The organism is Blastocatellia bacterium (assembly GCA_025054955.1).
In the GTDB taxonomy this organism is placed as follows: domain Bacteria; phylum Acidobacteriota; class Blastocatellia; order HR10; family J050; genus JANWZE01.
In genome coordinates, this window is sequence record JANWZE010000059.1 from 1 (window position 1) to 17,500 (window position 17,500).

Annotated in this window: 11 protein-coding genes and 1 pseudogene; all 12 read left to right on the forward strand. The window is 57.4% G+C overall.

What is annotated here, in order from left to right; translation table 11 throughout:
- Positions 1–320: 320 nt before the first annotated feature.
- Positions 321–2,036 (forward strand): sigma-70 family RNA polymerase sigma factor, encoded by a 1,716-nt coding sequence (locus NZ823_08230; protein MCS6805115.1) that lies wholly within the window; start codon positions 321–323, stop codon positions 2,034–2,036.
- 209 nt (positions 2,037–2,245) lie between these two features.
- Positions 2,246–3,463: a hypothetical protein gene (locus NZ823_08235; protein ID MCS6805116.1), complete on the forward strand. Its 1,218-nt coding sequence runs from the start codon at positions 2,246–2,248 to the stop codon at positions 3,461–3,463.
- A 78-nt stretch (positions 3,464–3,541) separates the two neighbouring features.
- Positions 3,542–6,571, forward strand: a complete 3,030-nt coding sequence (locus NZ823_08240) for a carboxypeptidase regulatory-like domain-containing protein (GenBank protein MCS6805117.1) — start codon at positions 3,542–3,544, stop codon at positions 6,569–6,571.
- Positions 6,572–6,875: 304 nt separating this feature from the next.
- Positions 6,876–7,622, forward strand: coding sequence for an ABC transporter ATP-binding protein (locus NZ823_08245; GenBank protein ID MCS6805118.1), 747 nt, complete (start codon positions 6,876–6,878; stop codon positions 7,620–7,622).
- Positions 7,619–10,171 carry an FtsX-like permease family protein gene (locus tag NZ823_08250; protein MCS6805119.1) on the forward strand — a complete coding sequence of 851 codons (2,553 nt, stop codon included), beginning with the start codon at positions 7,619–7,621 and terminating at the stop codon, positions 10,169–10,171. The genes NZ823_08245 and NZ823_08250 overlap by 4 nt, the downstream gene beginning before the upstream one ends.
- 111 nt (positions 10,172–10,282) lie before the next feature.
- Positions 10,283–11,443 carry a carotenoid 1,2-hydratase gene (locus NZ823_08255; GenBank protein MCS6805120.1) on the forward strand — a complete coding sequence of 387 codons (1,161 nt, stop codon included), beginning with the start codon at positions 10,283–10,285 and terminating at the stop codon, positions 11,441–11,443.
- A 182-nt stretch (positions 11,444–11,625) separates the two neighbouring features.
- On the forward strand, positions 11,626–13,110 hold the full coding sequence (locus NZ823_08260) for an SDR family oxidoreductase (protein ID MCS6805121.1): 1,485 nt from the start codon (positions 11,626–11,628) through the stop codon (positions 13,108–13,110).
- A gap of 272 nt (positions 13,111–13,382) precedes the next feature.
- A complete protein-coding gene (locus tag NZ823_08265; protein MCS6805122.1) occupies positions 13,383–13,901 on the forward strand; it encodes a fasciclin domain-containing protein in 519 nt (172 codons plus the stop codon).
- Positions 13,902–14,040: 139 nt separating this feature from the next.
- Positions 14,041–14,478 carry a tryptophan-rich sensory protein gene (locus NZ823_08270; protein MCS6805123.1) on the forward strand — a complete coding sequence of 146 codons (438 nt, stop codon included), beginning with the start codon at positions 14,041–14,043 and terminating at the stop codon, positions 14,476–14,478.
- Positions 14,475–15,218, forward strand: a complete 744-nt coding sequence (locus NZ823_08275) for an SDR family oxidoreductase (protein ID MCS6805124.1) — start codon at positions 14,475–14,477, stop codon at positions 15,216–15,218. The genes NZ823_08270 and NZ823_08275 overlap by 4 nt, the downstream gene beginning before the upstream one ends.
- Before the next feature lie 9 nt (positions 15,219–15,227).
- Positions 15,228–16,694: a deoxyribodipyrimidine photolyase gene (locus NZ823_08280; GenBank protein ID MCS6805125.1), complete on the forward strand. Its 1,467-nt coding sequence runs from the start codon at positions 15,228–15,230 to the stop codon at positions 16,692–16,694.
- Between the two features lie 448 nt (positions 16,695–17,142).
- A pseudogene (locus NZ823_08285) lies at positions 17,143–17,382 on the forward strand (DUF433 domain-containing protein).
- Positions 17,383–17,500: the final 118 nt, after the last annotated feature.

Consider the following 17,500-nt stretch of genomic DNA (forward strand, 5'->3'; position numbering starts at 1 on the left):
CCGAACGGCGCGAAAGAATTTCATTGTTCGTCGTGGTGAACCTCGCTCATGAGCAATTACCCAGAAAGCAATACCAGTGCTTTGATTCATCGTTGTTATCAGTGAGGCAGCCAGCGTATGGTATTTAGCCAATGACGGGGCCAGTTTCCTCTTGGTGCCTAAACCACTTGGCTAGGATTTTGACCGGATGTTGCCCGAAGGCATAATGAAAAAAATGATAGACAAAATGTTAACAAATCATTGACAAATATTGAACACCATCTCTATAATGCCCGTTCTAAATTGGACAGAAAACCTGAACCAAGCTGAGGGAATAGGGCATGAGAAACATAGCGGACATCACCGACGACGAAGAGGACGCCCTCACCGCAGATCCTCTGTTGCTGACTGAAGAATCGTTGGCAGACGATCATCTACCTGAGGACTGGGTTCCTGACCAAGTTGATATGCTATGGCCGGAGCAGGAAGGAGCCGACGCGTTCTTGAAGAATGAACAAGCCAGTTTGCTGCTGAGTGCTGACGAAGCAAGCGTTGATGAAATAGGTTTTGCTCCGAGCACGTTGGAGAATGAACAGCCAGGCAACGCCCGCGCTGTGCTTGAGGAGACGCATGATGGGAGCCTTGACTCCATCAGCGCCTATTTTCGTGAAGTCTCTAGAATGCCGATGTTGACGCACGAAGAAGAAACAAAGTGCGCGCGGAAATTGGAAGCCGGGCGGCTGATGGTGCTGAAAGCCCTTTCACTGTCACCGATTTGTTTGGAGGCGCTCATTTCTTCGATGCAACACTCAAGATCAGATGCGGCTGACGGGCCTCGAACAGACGGGACGTCACCGGTGATGAATAAGGGACGCAGTAGGCAGGTTGGCTTGGTAACGCCTGTTGACCCACGCTATTTGCGGCAGATCAAAAAGCGCTATCAACAGGCGATTCGGCTTTATGAAGTTCTTCAGACGATGCCCAAACGGGCTCGCCAACGCTCGGCACTGTGTCGGCAGCTTATGAGCCGTTGGGTGAAGCTCTCACGGCTCGTTCGTCAGCTTCGATTGACGCCATCGTTTCAGGAGTACATGGTTGAGCAGGTGCAGGCTGCCCAACGCAATTTGGAGTTGGCTGCACAGCGTGTGCGACGCGCCGAACGAGCGCTGGCGCACGTTCGCCGGAAGGATGTCAAGCGACACTGGCTATCCGAATTGCGCCAAGCTCGCCGGCAACAACAGCAGTGGCAACAACGCTATCGGGTCGCGTTGGTAGACCCGCAAAGCACGTTGCACAAAATTGATCGGGGGCGTCGGCGGGCGGAAGAGGCGCGTCAGGTGTTGATTCAGAGCAATCTCCGATTGGTCATAGCGTGCGCCAAACACTATCTGCGCAGCGGGCTGCCCTGGCTTGACTTGATTCAAGAAGGCAACATCGGGCTGATGCGCGCTGTGGAAAAGTTCGATCACCGGCGAGGCAACAAGTTTTCCACCTATGCGGTGTGGTGGATTCGTCAAGCCATCTGGCGCGCTGTGGCCGAGAAGAGTCGGCTCATTCGGTTGCCGGTTTATGCCAGCGACGTAGTGAAAAAGGCAACGCGGCTCTCACGTCAGTTGGAGGAAGAGGCAGGCTACCAGCCGCTACCCAGCGAGTTGGCTAAGCGTGTAGGCGTCGAACCGGAGAAGCTCAATCAGATGTTGGCAGCAGCGCAAACGCCCGTCTCACTGGAAGCCACTTTCTTGGATAATCCCAAAGCACGGCTCGAACATCGGCTGCAGGACCGACGCCAGCTCCTGCCCGACGAAATCGAAATTCGTAAGACGCTGGAGCGGCGTACTGAACAGATGTTGAAGGTGCTGACGCCACGAGAAGAAGCCATCATCCGTCTGCGATTCGGATTAACGGAAGATGAAGAGCCGCACACCTTGGAAGAGATTGGACACGTCATGGGTGTCTCGCGCGAGCGCATCCGACAATTGGAAGCACGCGCGCTGCTCAAGCTGCGTGATCCGCAGGTGAGCGGCGCTCTGAAAGCATTCCTCCGGCCAGCCGTATGAGTTGAAGCGAGCCTGTCCAGCGATGATTCATCAGCGCTGCTTGATGGCAAGGTACCACGCTGTTGACTTTGGATGCAGCAGCGGCGCGGCGGCAGCTTGTCTGGAGATCAAACCAACATCGGTGATTTGGTGGACTGAAGCTTTACAAAATCTTTACACGCATTCGCTAGATTCTCTTTCGGCGATGCTCTATCATAAGTGCCTCAGTTATGAAAAACACGAAAAACACGTGGATCAGTAGCGCGGTTTTCCTAGTCGCATTGATTATCACCGGCTCCGTTATTGCTCAAATCAGCGCTTCATCTCAGGCGCGGCCGGACATCAACGAGATTGGCATTACGCCGACGCTGGCGCTGGGTGAAGTCACGATGATTGATGCGGCTAACAATCAGATGAAGGTTAAGACCAAAGACGGCGACATCACCGTCTATCTGAGCGCCAACACCGTCTACAAACGAGTCGCTCCCGGAGAGACCGATTTGAGGAACGCGACAGTGGTGACGCTTGCCGATATCGGTGTGGGTGATCGTGTGATTGCGATGGGTCGTGTCGCCGACGATCGGCAATCGGTTCCTGCGCGGCAGGTGATTGTCATGACCAAGGCTGACATTGCCAAGAAGCAAGAACGCGAGCGAGAAGAATGGCGGCGGCGCGGTATTGCCGGGCGGGTCATCAATCTGGATGCGCAAGAACAGGAGATCGTGATTGCCGTGCGCTCGCGCGATGGCGAGCAACCGGTGACGATCACCAACACGAGCCAAGCCACGTTTCGCCGCTACGCGCCCGATTCGGTCAAATTCAGTGATGCCAAACCGAGCTCATTTGCTGAAGTGAAGATTGGCGATCAGGTGCGCGTTCTGGGCCAACGCAGCGAGGACGGCACGCGCGTCACGCCCGAAGTGATCGTGTTTGGCTCATTCCGCATGGTTGGTGGCATGATCAAAAAAGTGGACCCGGCGCGAAACGAGATTGTGATTGATGATTTGCAGAGTGGAAAACCGCTGACCATCGTCGTGAATGCAGATTCTTTGTTGCGGCGAATTCCTACTGAAATGGCAGCAATGATTGCTCGATTTCGCGCTGCGCAACAAGCAGGCGGTGGGACGGGCCAGGACCTGCCCGCTTCGGGCCGTGAACCAGCGCGTCCAACAACGTCAAGCGGTCCGCCAGGCGGCCCACCGGGGCGCATGGGTGGGCGCATGGGCGACCTCGATGAAATGTTGGAACGGCTGCCCGCTCTTTCATTAACTGAGTTGAAGCCAGAGCAGATGATTGTTGTTTCGGCCACCGAGGGCGTGGATGCCAGCCGCGTCACAGCGATCAAGTTGCTTGCTGGCGTTGAAGCCTTGCTGATGCAGCCATCAGGCCGCCCGGCGATGGGGCCGTCTTTTAACCTGCCTGGCTTAGATGCAATTGGATTACCATAAACAACGGCGTCCGGTGTGTTGTCCCGATGAGGCATACTGGCACACCAACGCGCTTTTGAACATTGAGGAGATTGCTTCATGTTATCCTTTCAACAATCCCTATATCGGGGTGTCCTTGTGACACTGCTCTTGCTGACGAGTTTGCCTATTGTCTCGGCTCAACAAGCGCCGGTGCGACTGCGCGGCCAAGTGGTGGATGAGCTGGGAGCGGTCGTTGTTGGCGCTACTGTGACGCTGGTAGCTCCTGATGGCACCGAGAAAAAGACCGTGACGGACATTGATGGAAACTATCTGTTTGATCATCTCGTGCCAGGGACCTACCGGCTGCGGGCGGAGGCGACCGGCTTTGCTCCCTACGAGAACACGGCCGTGATGGTGAGTCCTGGCAATCGGGAACCGCTGCGGATTGCCCTGACGGTGGCAGCGGTCACTGAACAGATCGAGGTCTCCACCAGCGGCGCCACTATCAGCGTTGATCCAGAAAGCAATGCCGGCGCTGTTGTGCTGCGCGGACGCGACCTCGACTCATTGCCGGAAGACCCCGAAGACCTAGCAGCCGCGCTGCAAGCACTGGCCGGGCCATCAGCAGGCCCCAGCGGCGGACAGATTTACATTGACGGGTTCACCGGCGGGCGCATGCCTTCGCGCGATTCGATCCGCGAAATCCGTATCAACCAAAATCCTTTCTCGGCTGAGTTTGAGCGCCTCGGATTTGGCCGCATTGAAATCCTGACCAGGCCTGGCTCAGACACCGTTCGCGGACAAGCCAGTTTCACCTTCAATGATGAGAGCTTGAATTCGCGCAACCCCTTCGCGCCGGTTCGCGCGCCGCATCAAGCGCGAAACATCTCGGCCAACATTGGCGGCCCGATCAAGAAAAACAAAGCGTCATTCTTTTTCGATTTTGATCGGCGCGACACCGATGATAATGCCGTCATCAATGCCGTCGTCCTTGATCCGAACACCTTGAATCCCACCCCGTTCAGCCAAGCTGTTCTCACGCCGCTGCGTCGCACGTCTTTCAATCCGCGCGTAGATTATCAATTGAACGCCAATCACACGCTTGTTGCTCGCTATAACATCTTCCGCCTGACGCGCGAAAATCAGGGCATCGGCGATTTTTCGTTGCTCACGCGCGCCTTCAACACCAGTAACACCGAGCATCAGCTTCAGGTGACTGAGACGGCCATTCTCAGCGCGCGTGTGGTGAATGAGACGCGGTTCCAATATTCGCGAGGTCGCAACCGACAAGATGGAGACAACACGATTCCGACGATCAATGTGTTGCAATCGTTCATCGGCGGCGGCGCGCAGATTGGCCGCTCTTACTCGAACGATGATCGCTGGGAAATTCAGAACAACACCACCTGGGCCTTAGGCTCGCATTCATTGAAGTTCGGCGGTCGGCTGCGCGGCTCACATATCAGGGATTTTTCGCAAGCAGGATTTGGTGGCACATTCATCTTCTCCGGCGTACTGGCTGACGGCACGCGGCCTGCTATCTCTTCGATCGAGCAATATCGGCAGAAGGTGCTGGGCAATCCGGACCCGCGCTTCAATCCAAATCAGTTCAGCATCACGATTGGCGATCCGCTGGCCAAGGTGACGCAAGTGGATTTTGGCGGATTCCTAACCGACGATTGGCGCGTGCGTCCCAATCTGACGCTCAGCCTAGGATTACGCTACGAAGTGCAAAGCAACATCAGCAGCAATCTGAATTTTGCCCCTCGTCTGTCATTTGCTTGGTCGCCAGGCGGCAGCAGCGGACAATCCAAAACTGTCGTGCGGGGCGGCGCCGGCATTTTCTACGATCGCTTCAGCGAGAATTTCACGCTGCAAGCCGACCGATTCGACGGTCTTAAGCAGCAACAGTTCATTGTGCGGCTCGATCCAAATCGGCCGGAGACGTTGGCCATTCTCAGTCAACCGCAATTCACTGCCGCCGGCGTCACCAACGTGCCGACGGCTGAGCAAATTCGCGCCGTCGTGCCTGGCACGATAACCATTCGCCAGGTGGACCCTGGATTGAGCACGCCTTACACGATGCAAGGCGCCATCAGCGTGGAACGACAACTGCCATTCAAGATGGTCGGCGCCGTGACGTATGTCGCGTCGCGCACGGTTCACCTCTTGCGTTCGCGCAATATCAATGCTCCGCTGGGACCGGGACAACCGCGCCCCAACCCTGAGCGCGGCAATATCTACCAGTACGAAGCCAGTGGCATTCTCAATCAACATCAAATGATCGTCAACATCCGCACTAACCTCAACCCGCGATTCACGCTGTTTGCCAATTACCTGTTAGGCTGGGCCCGCAGTGATACCGACGGGGCCGGCACGTTTCCGGCATACAGCTATGATCTCAGCACAGAATATGGCCGCTCGGCGTTGGATGTGCGCCATCGGCTGTTTATGGGCGGTTCATTCACCTTGCCCTGGAATGTGCGATTGAATCCTTTCATGGTGGCCTCGTCGGGTCAACCGTTCAATATCGTCACAGGGATTGACAGCAATGGCGATTTACAGTTCACCGAGCGCCCGGCATTTGCCACTGACTTGAGTCGTCCAAGCGTGAGGATCACGCGGTTCGGCGCATTTGATCTGGCTCCGCAGCCTGGGCAACAGATCATTCCACGCAATTACGGCACAGGTCCTAACTTTTTCAACCTCAATCTGCAGATCAGTAAAACCTTTGGCTTCGGCAATAGCAAAAGATCAGCAGCCAGTGACTCGCGCACGCAGCAAGCTGGCAGCATGCCCATTCCACCAATGGGCGGTATCGGCGGCCCACGCGGCGGCGGTGGCGGCGGCCCACGTGGTGGCGGTGGCGGCGGCTTCGGCGGCGGTGGCTTCGGCGGGATGTTCGGCGGCGCTAGCTTGACAGAAAAGCCATACAATCTGACGCTCTCAGTCAATCTGCGAAATGTGTTGAATCGCAACAATCCTGGTATCCCCATCGGCAATCTCAGCTCTCCGCTGTTTGGTCAGTCGAATAATTCTGCTGGCTTTTTCGGCTTCTTCGGTGGTGGTGGCGGCGGCGGTGGTTTTGGCGGCAACAGTTCCACCGGCAATCGTCGGATTGAGATTGGCCTACGATTTAGTTTCTAACCAAATTGGCAGTGGGTTCCCTGCGGGGCAGGCCCTTGCGCACTGCACGCCTTGCCATGTCAGCGACGACCGAAATCAGGATTCAGTCGTCGCTGACGCGACGCAAGAGAGAAGCGATTAATCAGCTTCCGGCGCTTGAAAGGCCCCGTCGAAACTCAGCGACCGCTCCCGCGGTCAGCGCGGATACCGATAAAGCTGGTAGCAGAAATATCCATTGAAGGCGCGGGCGCTGGCACGCAAAAGAATCTTCAAGCGCCCCCTGCCCCGGTTGCGCCCTTGCGCTCAATCACTCAAAATAATCCTCATGAATGCAAACCCAATCGGCGTCTCTTGCCGCTCACAAACCGATGGCGATCCTTGCGCTCTGATCGAGCTACGTGGTCTAACAAAATCCTATCGAGACGGCGAACGTGTCTACACAGTTCTTTGTCAGGTGAACGCAACGATTCATCGCGGTGAATTGACTGTGCTCATTGGCCGCAGTGGCTCAGGCAAATCAACGGTGTTGAACTTGATCAGCGGCATTGACCTGCCGGACACAGGCGATGTCATCATTGATGGCGTCAACATCACTGCGCTCTCGGAAGAGGAACGCACATTGTTTCGACGTCAACATATCGGGTTTGTCTTCCAGTTTTTCAACCTGGTTCCCACGCTCACGGTTGAAGAAAATGTGTTGTTGCCGTTGGAACTGAACGGCGGCGCGAGCCGACATCAACGGGAGGCGGCGCTGGAGATGTTGGCCTGCGTTGGACTGGCTGACCGGCGAAAGAGCTTTCCTGACCGGCTCTCTGGCGGCGAGCAGCAACGTGTAGCCATTGTTCGCGCGCTGGCTCATGATCCGCTGCTCGTGTTGGCCGATGAGCCGACCGGCAACCTTGATTTAGAGACCGGCCTGAATGTGCTGGAGTGGCTGGATCGGCTCACACGTCAGGCCGGCAAGACAATGGTCATGGTGACGCATGCGCAAGAAGTCATTGGCTTGGCTGACCGCTTGTTCACGATCCACGACGGTCATCTGATCGAGCGCGACATACACATACGATCATGAGTGCGCTGTTACGACGTGCCGGCTGGCGATATTTGCTTGGCCATCCTTGGCAATTCGGCCTCTCGATTGTCGGCGTAGCGTTGGGCGTTGCTGTGGTGATCTCGATAGACCTGGCCAACAGCAGCGCCGAGCAAGCGTTCACGCTCTCAGCCGAGGCTGTTATGGGCCGAGCGACTCACCACATTGTTGGTGGACCATCGGGTGTGCCCGAAGAACTCTACAGCAAACTCCGCGTGGAATTAGGAATTCGCCTGACGGCGCCGGTCGTCGAAGGATATGGCGCCACGCCTGATGATGATGGTCAGGCGCTGCGCGTGCTGGGCATTGATCCGTTTGCTGAGCAGCCATTTCGTCCTTACTTGAGTAGCTCGGCGCCGGAGCGACCTGTCACCGTGTCAGCCTTACTGACGCAACCGGGCGCTGTGTTGATGTCCAGTCACACCGCCGAGCGGCTCGGTCTGAAAGCGGGCGATATGCTGCCTCTGCAAATCGGCGCAACGCGCCACACGGCGCATTTGATCGGGTTGCTCGAGCCGAGCGATGCCATCAGCCGTCGAGCAATGGACAACCTGCTGATGACCGACATTGCCACAGCGCAAGAGTGGCTCGATATGCGCGGTCGGCTCAGCCGCATTGATCTGCGGTTGAGCGATGACGGCGTTGGCGAACAACAGCTTCGCCGCATTGGGGCGGCGCTGCCCGCTGGTGTAGAAATTGTGCCGGCCGGCGCACAGTCTCAGGCGCTTGCCCAGATGACGCGAGCTTTCCGGTTCAACTTAACAGCGATGAGCTTGCTGGCGCTGATTGTTGGGATGTTTCTGATCTACAACACAATGACGTTCTCAGTGGTGCAGCGCCGCGCGCTTATCGGCATACTGCGCGCCATCGGCGTGACGCGCGCGCAGGTGTTCAAGTTGATTTTGAGCGAATCCCTCCTGATTGCAGGGATCGGCACAATAGCCGGCATTTTGTTTGGCATTGTGCTGGCGCGAGGGTTGATTGGACTGGTCACGCAGACGATCAATGATCTGTACTTTGTCGTCTCGGTGAGTGAGTTGAGTGTCGCTCCGCTTTCACTGATCAAGGGCATTGCCTTAGGGCTTGGCGCGAGCGTGCTGGCGGCGCTCGTTCCAGCCGTTGAAGCGACAACGGCTCCGCCACGCGCGGTCGAGAGTCGCTCGCACATAGAAGGACGCTGGCGGCGCGCCGTGCCACGCGCGGCCTACAGCGGTGTGGCCAGCATTTGCCTTGGCGCTGCGCTGCTGGCTTGGCCCAGTCGAAACTTGCTGATGAGCTATGGCGCCTTCTTTGTGATTATTCTCGGTTGCGCGTTGCTCACGCCGGCGGCAACGGTCGGCTTGATGCGGGCGCTTGGATCACACATGCGACGCCTGTTTGGCATTCTTGGCGCGATGGCAGCGCGTGACGTTGTCGCTGCGTTGAGCCGCACGGCGGTGGCTATTGCCGCGCTGATGATCGCGCTGGCGACAACTGTTGGCGTCGGGGTCATGATCCACAGCTTTCGAGGCGCGGTCGCGCGCTGGTTAGATACTTCGCTGCACGCAGACATCTACGTTTCATCGCCGAGTCTGGTGGCGCGGCGCAATCAGTCAACATTGCCTGCGCAGCTTATCGAGCGGCTAGCGGCTGTGCCCGGTGTGGCTGTCGTCAACACCTATCGCGGCGTCACTGTGAACACAGCGCGTGGACTGACCGAACTCGTCGCGCTTGGGCTTGATCCACGTAGTTACGCAGCCTTCAATTTCAAAGAGGGAGACCCCCAGCAGATTTGGCCGGCCTTTCAGCACGGTGGCGCAGTGATTGTGTCTGAACCCTATGCGTATCACCATCGCCTCACGGTGGGTTCAACGATTGCCCTGCCAACGGACTATGGCGAGCAGGTCTTCCCTATCGTAGGAATTTTCTACGACTATGGCTCGGATCATGGCATTGTGATGATGAGCCGTCGCACCTACGATCGGTGGTGGCATGATCGAAAAGTCACGTCGCTTGGCATCTATGCAGAGCCTGGCGTTGAGATTGAGGCGCTGATGGAATCGTTGCGGCGGCAACTCGGCGGACAAGACGTTTCGATTCGACCCAATCGAGCCATCCGCGAGGCTTCACTGGATGTCTTCGATCGCACATTCGCCATCACGCGCGTGCTTCGTGTGCTGGCCATGGGCGTCGCGTTCATCGGTGTATTAAGCGCGTTGATGGCAATGCAGCTTGAGCGCGCCCGCGAGATGGCCGTGCTGCGCGCTAATGGCCTCACCCCGCGACAAGTGTGGAGATTGATCACGTTGAAAACCGGATTGATGGGACTTGTGGCCGGAGTGCTCGCCATGCCCATTGGCACGCTGCTGGCGGCGCTGCTCGTGTTTGTCATCAATCGGCGTTCGTTTGGTTGGACGATGCAACTGGAAGCGACACCTGAACTGCTGCTGCAAGCGCCGGCGCTGGCGCTGGTGGCCGCGATGCTGGCTGGCCTCTACCCAGCGCTCAACATGGCGCGCACTTCGCCGGCGCTGGCGCTGCGTGCCGAATAAGGTCACAGCGCCCGCTGCAACCGAATCTATCAGCCGCAGGAGAAAGTTCACCTGCGCGCTGAATGAGGCCAGAGCGCCGGTTGTAACGTAGTGGAGTTTTCCGGGAGCGCAATGATGCTCAGTAAACGACTCAGCTTCGTTCTCGTTGGATCGGTCGTGGCGCTGGCGGTATGGGGCGCATACACACTGAGCCAGTCGCCGTCGCCAGATTCATTCCACGCTCGACTCAATCTCTCAGACGTGTTGAGCGGAGATGATGCGGGCTATGCGCGCGCGTTTGAGCCACGCGCATTCTCGTTCCCTGCTGATCATGGTCCGCACCCGACATTCAAAACCGAGTGGTGGTATTACACCGGTAACCTGCACACAGCCGACGGCCGCCGCTTCGGATTTCAATTGACGTTCTTTCGCTCAGCTCTGTCAGCCGAGCCAGTGAAACGAGCATCGGCATGGGCTGCTCATCAGGTCTTCATGGCCCATTTTGCCCTGAGCGATATAGCCAGTCAGCGATTTTACGCCTTCGAGCGATTCACGCGGGCAGCGCAAAATCTGGCCGGCGCACGCGGGCAACCGTTTCGCGTCTGGTTGGAAGACTGGTCAGCCGAAGCAACTGACGACGACGCGCTCCCGATGCGACTCAGCGCAGCACAGGATGGCATCGCCATTGATCTGACATTGCACAGCGCCAAGCCGCCGGTCTTGCAAGGTGACCGAGGGCTTAGTCAAAAGGGGCCTGAACCGGGCAACGCCTCGTACTATTACTCGCTGACCCGTATGCCGACCCAAGGAACTCTTCAGATCGGCGAGCAACGATTCGATGTACAAGGCCTCAGTTGGATGGATCGTGAGTGGAGCACAAGCGCCTTGAGCCGCGATCAAGTCGGCTGGGATTGGTTTGCCCTGCAACTTGACGACGGACGCGAGATCATGTTCTACCAGCTTCGACAACGCGACGGAGACGCCGACCCACTGAGCAAAGGCTCATTGGTGCAAGCCGACGGAACCGCGCGCTTGCTCACACGTGATGAGTGCCTGATCGAGGTTCTCGAGCATTGGCAAAGCCCGCGTAGCCGCGTTCGTTACCCTTCGCGTTGGCGCATACAAATTCCTACCGAACAGATCGAGCTGGAGGTGATTCCTCACATAGCCGATCAGGAGCTGGATGTCTCGATACGCTACTGGGAAGGCGCGGTGCGCATTCAGGGCACAACGCGACGGCAACCGCTGACCGGTCACGGCTACGTCGAGCTGACCGGCTATGGAGAGCAATGAACAGCAGTTGCTCAAGTCGTTGGCAGCAGCATCCCGAAACGATGAAAAACACAGACAGATTCACTGATTGACTGATTGAAAATCTGTTCATCAGCGAATCTGTGCCTGCCTATTGGGAAGAGGAACGAAGTCACGCAGGCATGGCAGTCGCACGACGAGAATAGTTACCAGGAGGCTACACGATGTCTACACTTCGAAACGTCCTCGTCACCGGAGCCACCGGCTATGTAGGAGGGCGGATTGTGCCGCGCCTGCTGGAGGCCGGCTATCAGGTGCGCGTCCTTGTGCGTGATCCGCATCGTTTGCAAGGGCGCGCCTGGGCTGATCAGGTGGAAATGGTTGTCGGCGATGCGTTGAAACCGGAGACGCTTGGCCCGGCCATGGTTGGCATGGATGCGGCCTACTACCTCATTCACAGCATGAATGACAGCGTTGAGTTTCATCAACGGGATTTGATGGCCGCTCGCCACTTCGCTCAAGCAGCCCGCCAGGCTGGTGTCCAGCGGTTGATCTATCTGGGTGGCCTGGGCGATCCTGACACCGACCTGTCGCAACATTTGCGGTCGCGCCATCAAACAGGCGATGCGTTGCGCCAGGCCGGCGTGCCGGTCACCGAGTTTCGCTCGGCCATCATCGTTGGTTCCGGGAGCATCTCGTTTGAGATGATTCGAAACCTGACCGAGCGCGTCCCGATCATGATCTGCCCACGATGGGTTTATACACGCATACAACCCATCTCCATCGGCGATGTGCTTGACTACCTTGTCTCAGCGTTGCAGGTGCCGGAAAGCGCCGATGAAATCATTGAGATTGGCGGCGCCGACGTTCTAACTTATGCCGAGATGATGCTGGGTTACGCCCGCGCGCGTGGGTTGAAGCGATTTCTTATTCCCGTGCCCGTGCTCACGCCGTTCCTTTCCTCCTACTGGGTGCACTGGATGACGCCAGTTCCTGCCAACATCGCCCGGCCATTGATCGAAGGATTGCGCAATGAAGTGATTGTGCGCGACCAGACGGCTCATCGTTTGTTTCCTCACATCAAGCCGGTAGATTACGCCACAGCGGTGCGCATGGCGCTTGACCGGTTAAACAGCGGAGAAATTGAAACGAGCTGGACAGACGCGCTCATCACGAGTCAAGGCGACAGGCCGCCCGTTGTGCTCGCGCAACAAGAGGGGATGATCATCGAGCAACGACAACACGTGGTGGCAGCGCCGGCACAGATCGTTTTTGATCTTTTCACCGGGCTCGGCGGCGAGCGCGGTTGGTTATCGCTCAACTGGGCATGGCGATTGCGTGGCATCCTAGACCGGCTGGTCGGCGGCGTAGGATTTCGCCGAGGTCGCCGCCATCCCGATCACTTGCGCGTCGGCGATGCACTGGACTTTTGGCGAGTCGAAGCGGTTCAAGCGGGTCGGCTGCTGCGCCTGCGCGCGGAAATGAAAGTGCCCGGACGCGCCTGGCTTCAGTTTGAAGCTCGACCTCAACCAGCGGAGCATACGCTCCTGGTGCAAACGGCTTTCTTCGCCCCCAAAGGACTGACCGGCTTGCTCTACTGGTATCTCCTCTACCCCATTCATGCGCTGATTTTTTCCCGCTTGATCCGAGAGATTGCCCGCCGCGCTCAGGCCGCATATCAACGCACTGCTGCTACCTCACCTGTTTGACCGCCGTTATCGCTCGCAATTGAGCGCCCATTTGTAGATGACACACGCTTGCTGGGCAATTTGCGTGTCTGAAAATTGTCAAAGATATGTTTATAAAAAATTTTGACAAATAATCAACAACACCTTGACAACAAAGTTTGCCATGCGTATAATGCCGCCTTCACTGCGATTGAGGATGGCAAGGCTGCATGCAGAAAAAAGTCAGGCAGACTGGCAATCCGGCAGTGGTGAAGAGAGACCAAAACCAAACGATCAAGGAGATGGGAAAAGATATGAAACTTCACAAGCTGACTCACTTCATCAGCATGAGCGCTCTGGCGCTGATTCTTACATTGACAAGTTTTCCAACCGTATCTGCCGACAACCATTCGACGATGAACAATAAAGATATTGTTGACACGGCTGTATCAGCCGGCCAATTTAACACCCTGGCTGCGGCGTTGAAGGCCGCCGGATTGGTTGAGACGCTCAAAGGCAAAGGTCCGTTCACGGTCTTTGCGCCGACCGATGAAGCGTTTGCCAAGTTGCCGGCTGGCACGCTAGACGATTTGCTGAAGCCGGAAAACAAGGACAAGTTGACGGCGATCTTGACCTACCATGTGGTGCCGGGCCGCGTGCTGGCAGCCGATGTCGTCAAACTGAAAACAGCCAAGACGGTCAACGGACAATCGGTCAAGATTAAGACGGCCAAGGGCGGTGTGATGGTGGACAACGCCAATGTCGTGAAGACCGACATCGTTGCCAGCAATGGCGTGATTCACGTCATTGACTCGGTGATTCTACCCAAGTAAACGCCGAGCGGTTCACGGCTCATGAGAGGTCATATCGAGTGACTTCAGTGAATAGCTTAATCTTGATCTGAGGTATCGTGTGGAAAATCGGTTGCAGATTGACACACGCGGCGAAGTGGCAGGGCTGATCGTATCGCTCATGCTCTGTCTGGCAGTGGCGAGCATGGGGTCTCGGTTCACGATACCTCAGATTGATAGTTGGTACGCGGCGCTGCGCAAGCCGAGTTGGACGCCTCCCAACTGGTTATTCGGGCCGGTATGGCTGGCGCTCTACGTGGGCATGGCGGTTTCAAGCTGGCTGGTTTGGCGCGAGCGAGGTTTTTCGGGCGCTGCGTTACCACTGTTTGTATTCGCGGTTCAACTGGCATTGAATGCCGCGTGGTCTGCGCTGTTTTTTGGGCTTCAGAATCCTGCTGCTGCGCTTGTGGACATCGTGTTGCTCTGGTTCGCGATCTTGCTCACGGCTGTTTTATTCTGGCCGATCAACGCGTGGGCTGCTGCGCTGATGATCCCATATCTGTTATGGGTATCATTTGCGGCGGCGTTGAACTTCCAGATTTGGAGGATGAATAGATGAGCGAGCCGAGTAGCTATTTGATCTTGGGCGCGACAGGCGGCATCGGGTCGGCCTTGTGCCGACGGCTGGCTGCCAAGGGCGCGCGCCTTGTGCTGGCTGCGCGGGATGAGCAGCGGCTACGCCGGTTGGCTGAGGAGTTGGGCGCCTGCGCGGTGGCGCTTGATGCGACACAATCCGATCAAATAGAAAATTGCTTCGCTCAAGCAGTAGCCGCGTATGGTCGGATTGACGGCGTCGCCAACTGTGTCGGATCGTTGCTGCTGAAGCCGGCTCATTTGACGACCGATGCTGAATGGTCGGCGACGCTGGCGACTAACCTGACATCGGCCTTTTTGACAGTTCGCGCAGCAGCCCGCGCGATGATGCAAACGGGCGGGTCAGTTGTTTTAGTCTCGTCGGCTGTCTCGCAAGTTGGCATGGCCAATCACGAAGCGATTGCTGCCGCCAAGGCCGGGATTGTTGGGTTGACGCTCTCGGCGGCAGCTTCCTATGCGTCGCGTGGTATCCGCGTCAATTGTGTCGCGCCGGGTTTGGTGCGCACACCGCTCACGGCTCGACTAACCGGGAATGAAGCGTCACTAAAAGCCTCGGTGGCCATGCACGCGCTTGGCCGAATTGGAGAACCGTCTGACGTTGCCGCTGCGATTGAGTGGTTGCTTGATCCGGCACAAAGCTGGGTGACGGCGCAGGTGCTCGGCGTTGATGGAGGGCTGGCTCGTGTTCGACCACGGCCTGGTTGAATGACGCTCATGAGTACAGTGCCTGACATTCGCATAGAGACGTGCAACAACGCCCCGGTCAATGGTGACGGCGAGTTCGTTCTCTACTGGATGATCGCCAATCGCCGACTGCGCTGGAATTTCAGCTTGCAGCGAGCGGTGCAGTGGGCGCGTCAGCTCAATAAACCGCTTGTCATTTTGGAAGCGTTGCGCGTTGATTACCCCTGGGCCAGCGACCGGCTGCACCGCTTTGTCATGGATGGCATGGCCGAGAAAGCGCGGCAACTGGATGGCGCCGGCGTGTTGTATTACCCGTACATCGAACCGGCGCGGGGCGCAGGTCGCGGGCTGCTGGAGGCACTGGCGGCGCGAGCCAGCGTGGTTGTGACCGACGATTTCCCCTGCTTCTTTCTGCCGCGCATGGTGGCGGCAGCAGCCAAGAAAATTCCTATACGGTTGGAGAAAGTTGATTCAAACGGATTGTTGCCTCTGCGAGCGGCTCAGCAAGCCTACCCGACCGCTTTCGCCTTCCGGCGATTTCTACAGCGGAACTTACATCCCCACGTTCATATACCTCCACAAGCCACCCCGCTCGCAGAGGCACCTCTTCCACCAGCGCGACAACTGCCCGATCAGATTCTGCGGCGCTGGCCTCGAGCAGAACCGGCATTGCTTGACGGCGATGAAACAGCGCTCACGACGCTTCCTATCAATCATCGCGTCAAGGCGACCGCAATACGCGGCGGCGAGCAGGCTGCGCGGGCGACATTGCGCCGTTTCCTCGATGAGCGGTTAGCGCAGTACGGGCGATTGCGCAATGAGCCGGAACAGGAGATGACCAGTGGGCTGTCACCCTATTTGCACTTCGGATTCATCTCGGTGCATGAGGTGCTTGACGAGCTGATGCGTCGGGAGCATCAATCGGTTGATCATCTTCCCCTCGGCGGCAATGGGGAGCGATACGGGTGGTGGCCGGTCAGCGAACCGGCTCAGGCATTCTTGGATGAGCTGATCACGTGGCGAGAACTTGGTTACAACATGTGCGGTCAGCGGGACGACTACGACCGGTATGAATCACTGCCGGCCTGGGCGCAAGCGACGCTGGCGGCCCATGCGCAGGACCGCCGTCCTTACCTCTACACACTGGAGGAATTGGAAGCTGGCCGCACGCACGACCCGTTATGGAATGCCGCTCAGATGCAGCTTGTGCGCGAAGGGCGCATCCACAATTACCTGCGGATGCTGTGGGGCAAAAAGATTCTGCAGTGGTCGCCGACGCCGCAGGAGGCGCTGGCTGTGATGATCGAGTTGAATAACAAATACGCGCTGGATGGCCGCGATCCAAATTCCTACAGCGGCATCTTCTGGTGCTTAGGCCGCTATGACCGACCGTGGGGGCCGGAGCGACCGATCTTCGGCACAGTTCGCTACATGAGTTCTGAGAACACCGCGCGGAAAGTGAGTGTCAAGCGATACATTCAAACCTACGCCCCGTGAGCAACACGAACCGTTCGCCGATGGCAGAATTGATCGAATGAGATACGAGTCTCGGTCAATGCCAGAGACGCACGCTTACTACGCTCGTTTCTGCTGAGCGGCGCAAGCGCCCTGCAAGAAGGTAGCCAGAGGTACAACGTTTGAAATAGCAACGCGAGTCCCGTAGCGGCGCGTTCGAGAAGCGCCAGGGCAGCGCGTTTATGGCCAGCGGTTAGACAGTATGAAGGATTTCCGGGAGAAACGGTGGCGTTGTTGAAGGCGCGATGGCTTGGGGATGAGGCCCATCCAGACGTTGCGTGTCTGGCGACCGTCTGGTTTGTGGCCGTCCCCGCTGAAGCAGGAAGTTCTTTCGGCGCTGGGCGTGGTGGTGGCGGTTGCTCGCCGGATGGGGCCTAGGTACACTCAACATTCTTTGGAGAGGTTCTCACGTTGTTCGGAGAGATTCACTATTACGGATGAGGCTCAACTTCTCAGTCGCATTACGGTCAACCCCAACATTTTTGGCGGTCGTCCGATCATCCGAGGGATGAGAATTAAAGTCGAGACTATTCTGGCGCTGTTGGAACAAGGGGTGAGTGAGCCAGACATCTTGGACGACTACCCTGATCTAGAACAGGAAGACATCCGGGCTTGCTTGGCTTATGCCCGCGCACTAGTTGCCAATGAAACCTTGGAACCGGTGACCGTTCCGCTCGCACGCATTCTACGCGGGGGCCCACAGCGAGGCCCCCATACAGGCTCGCCTGCTTTCCTGGCAAAAACGCGAGCCCAGAGCCACCCTGTACGGGCGGCTCGCCGTGGCCGCC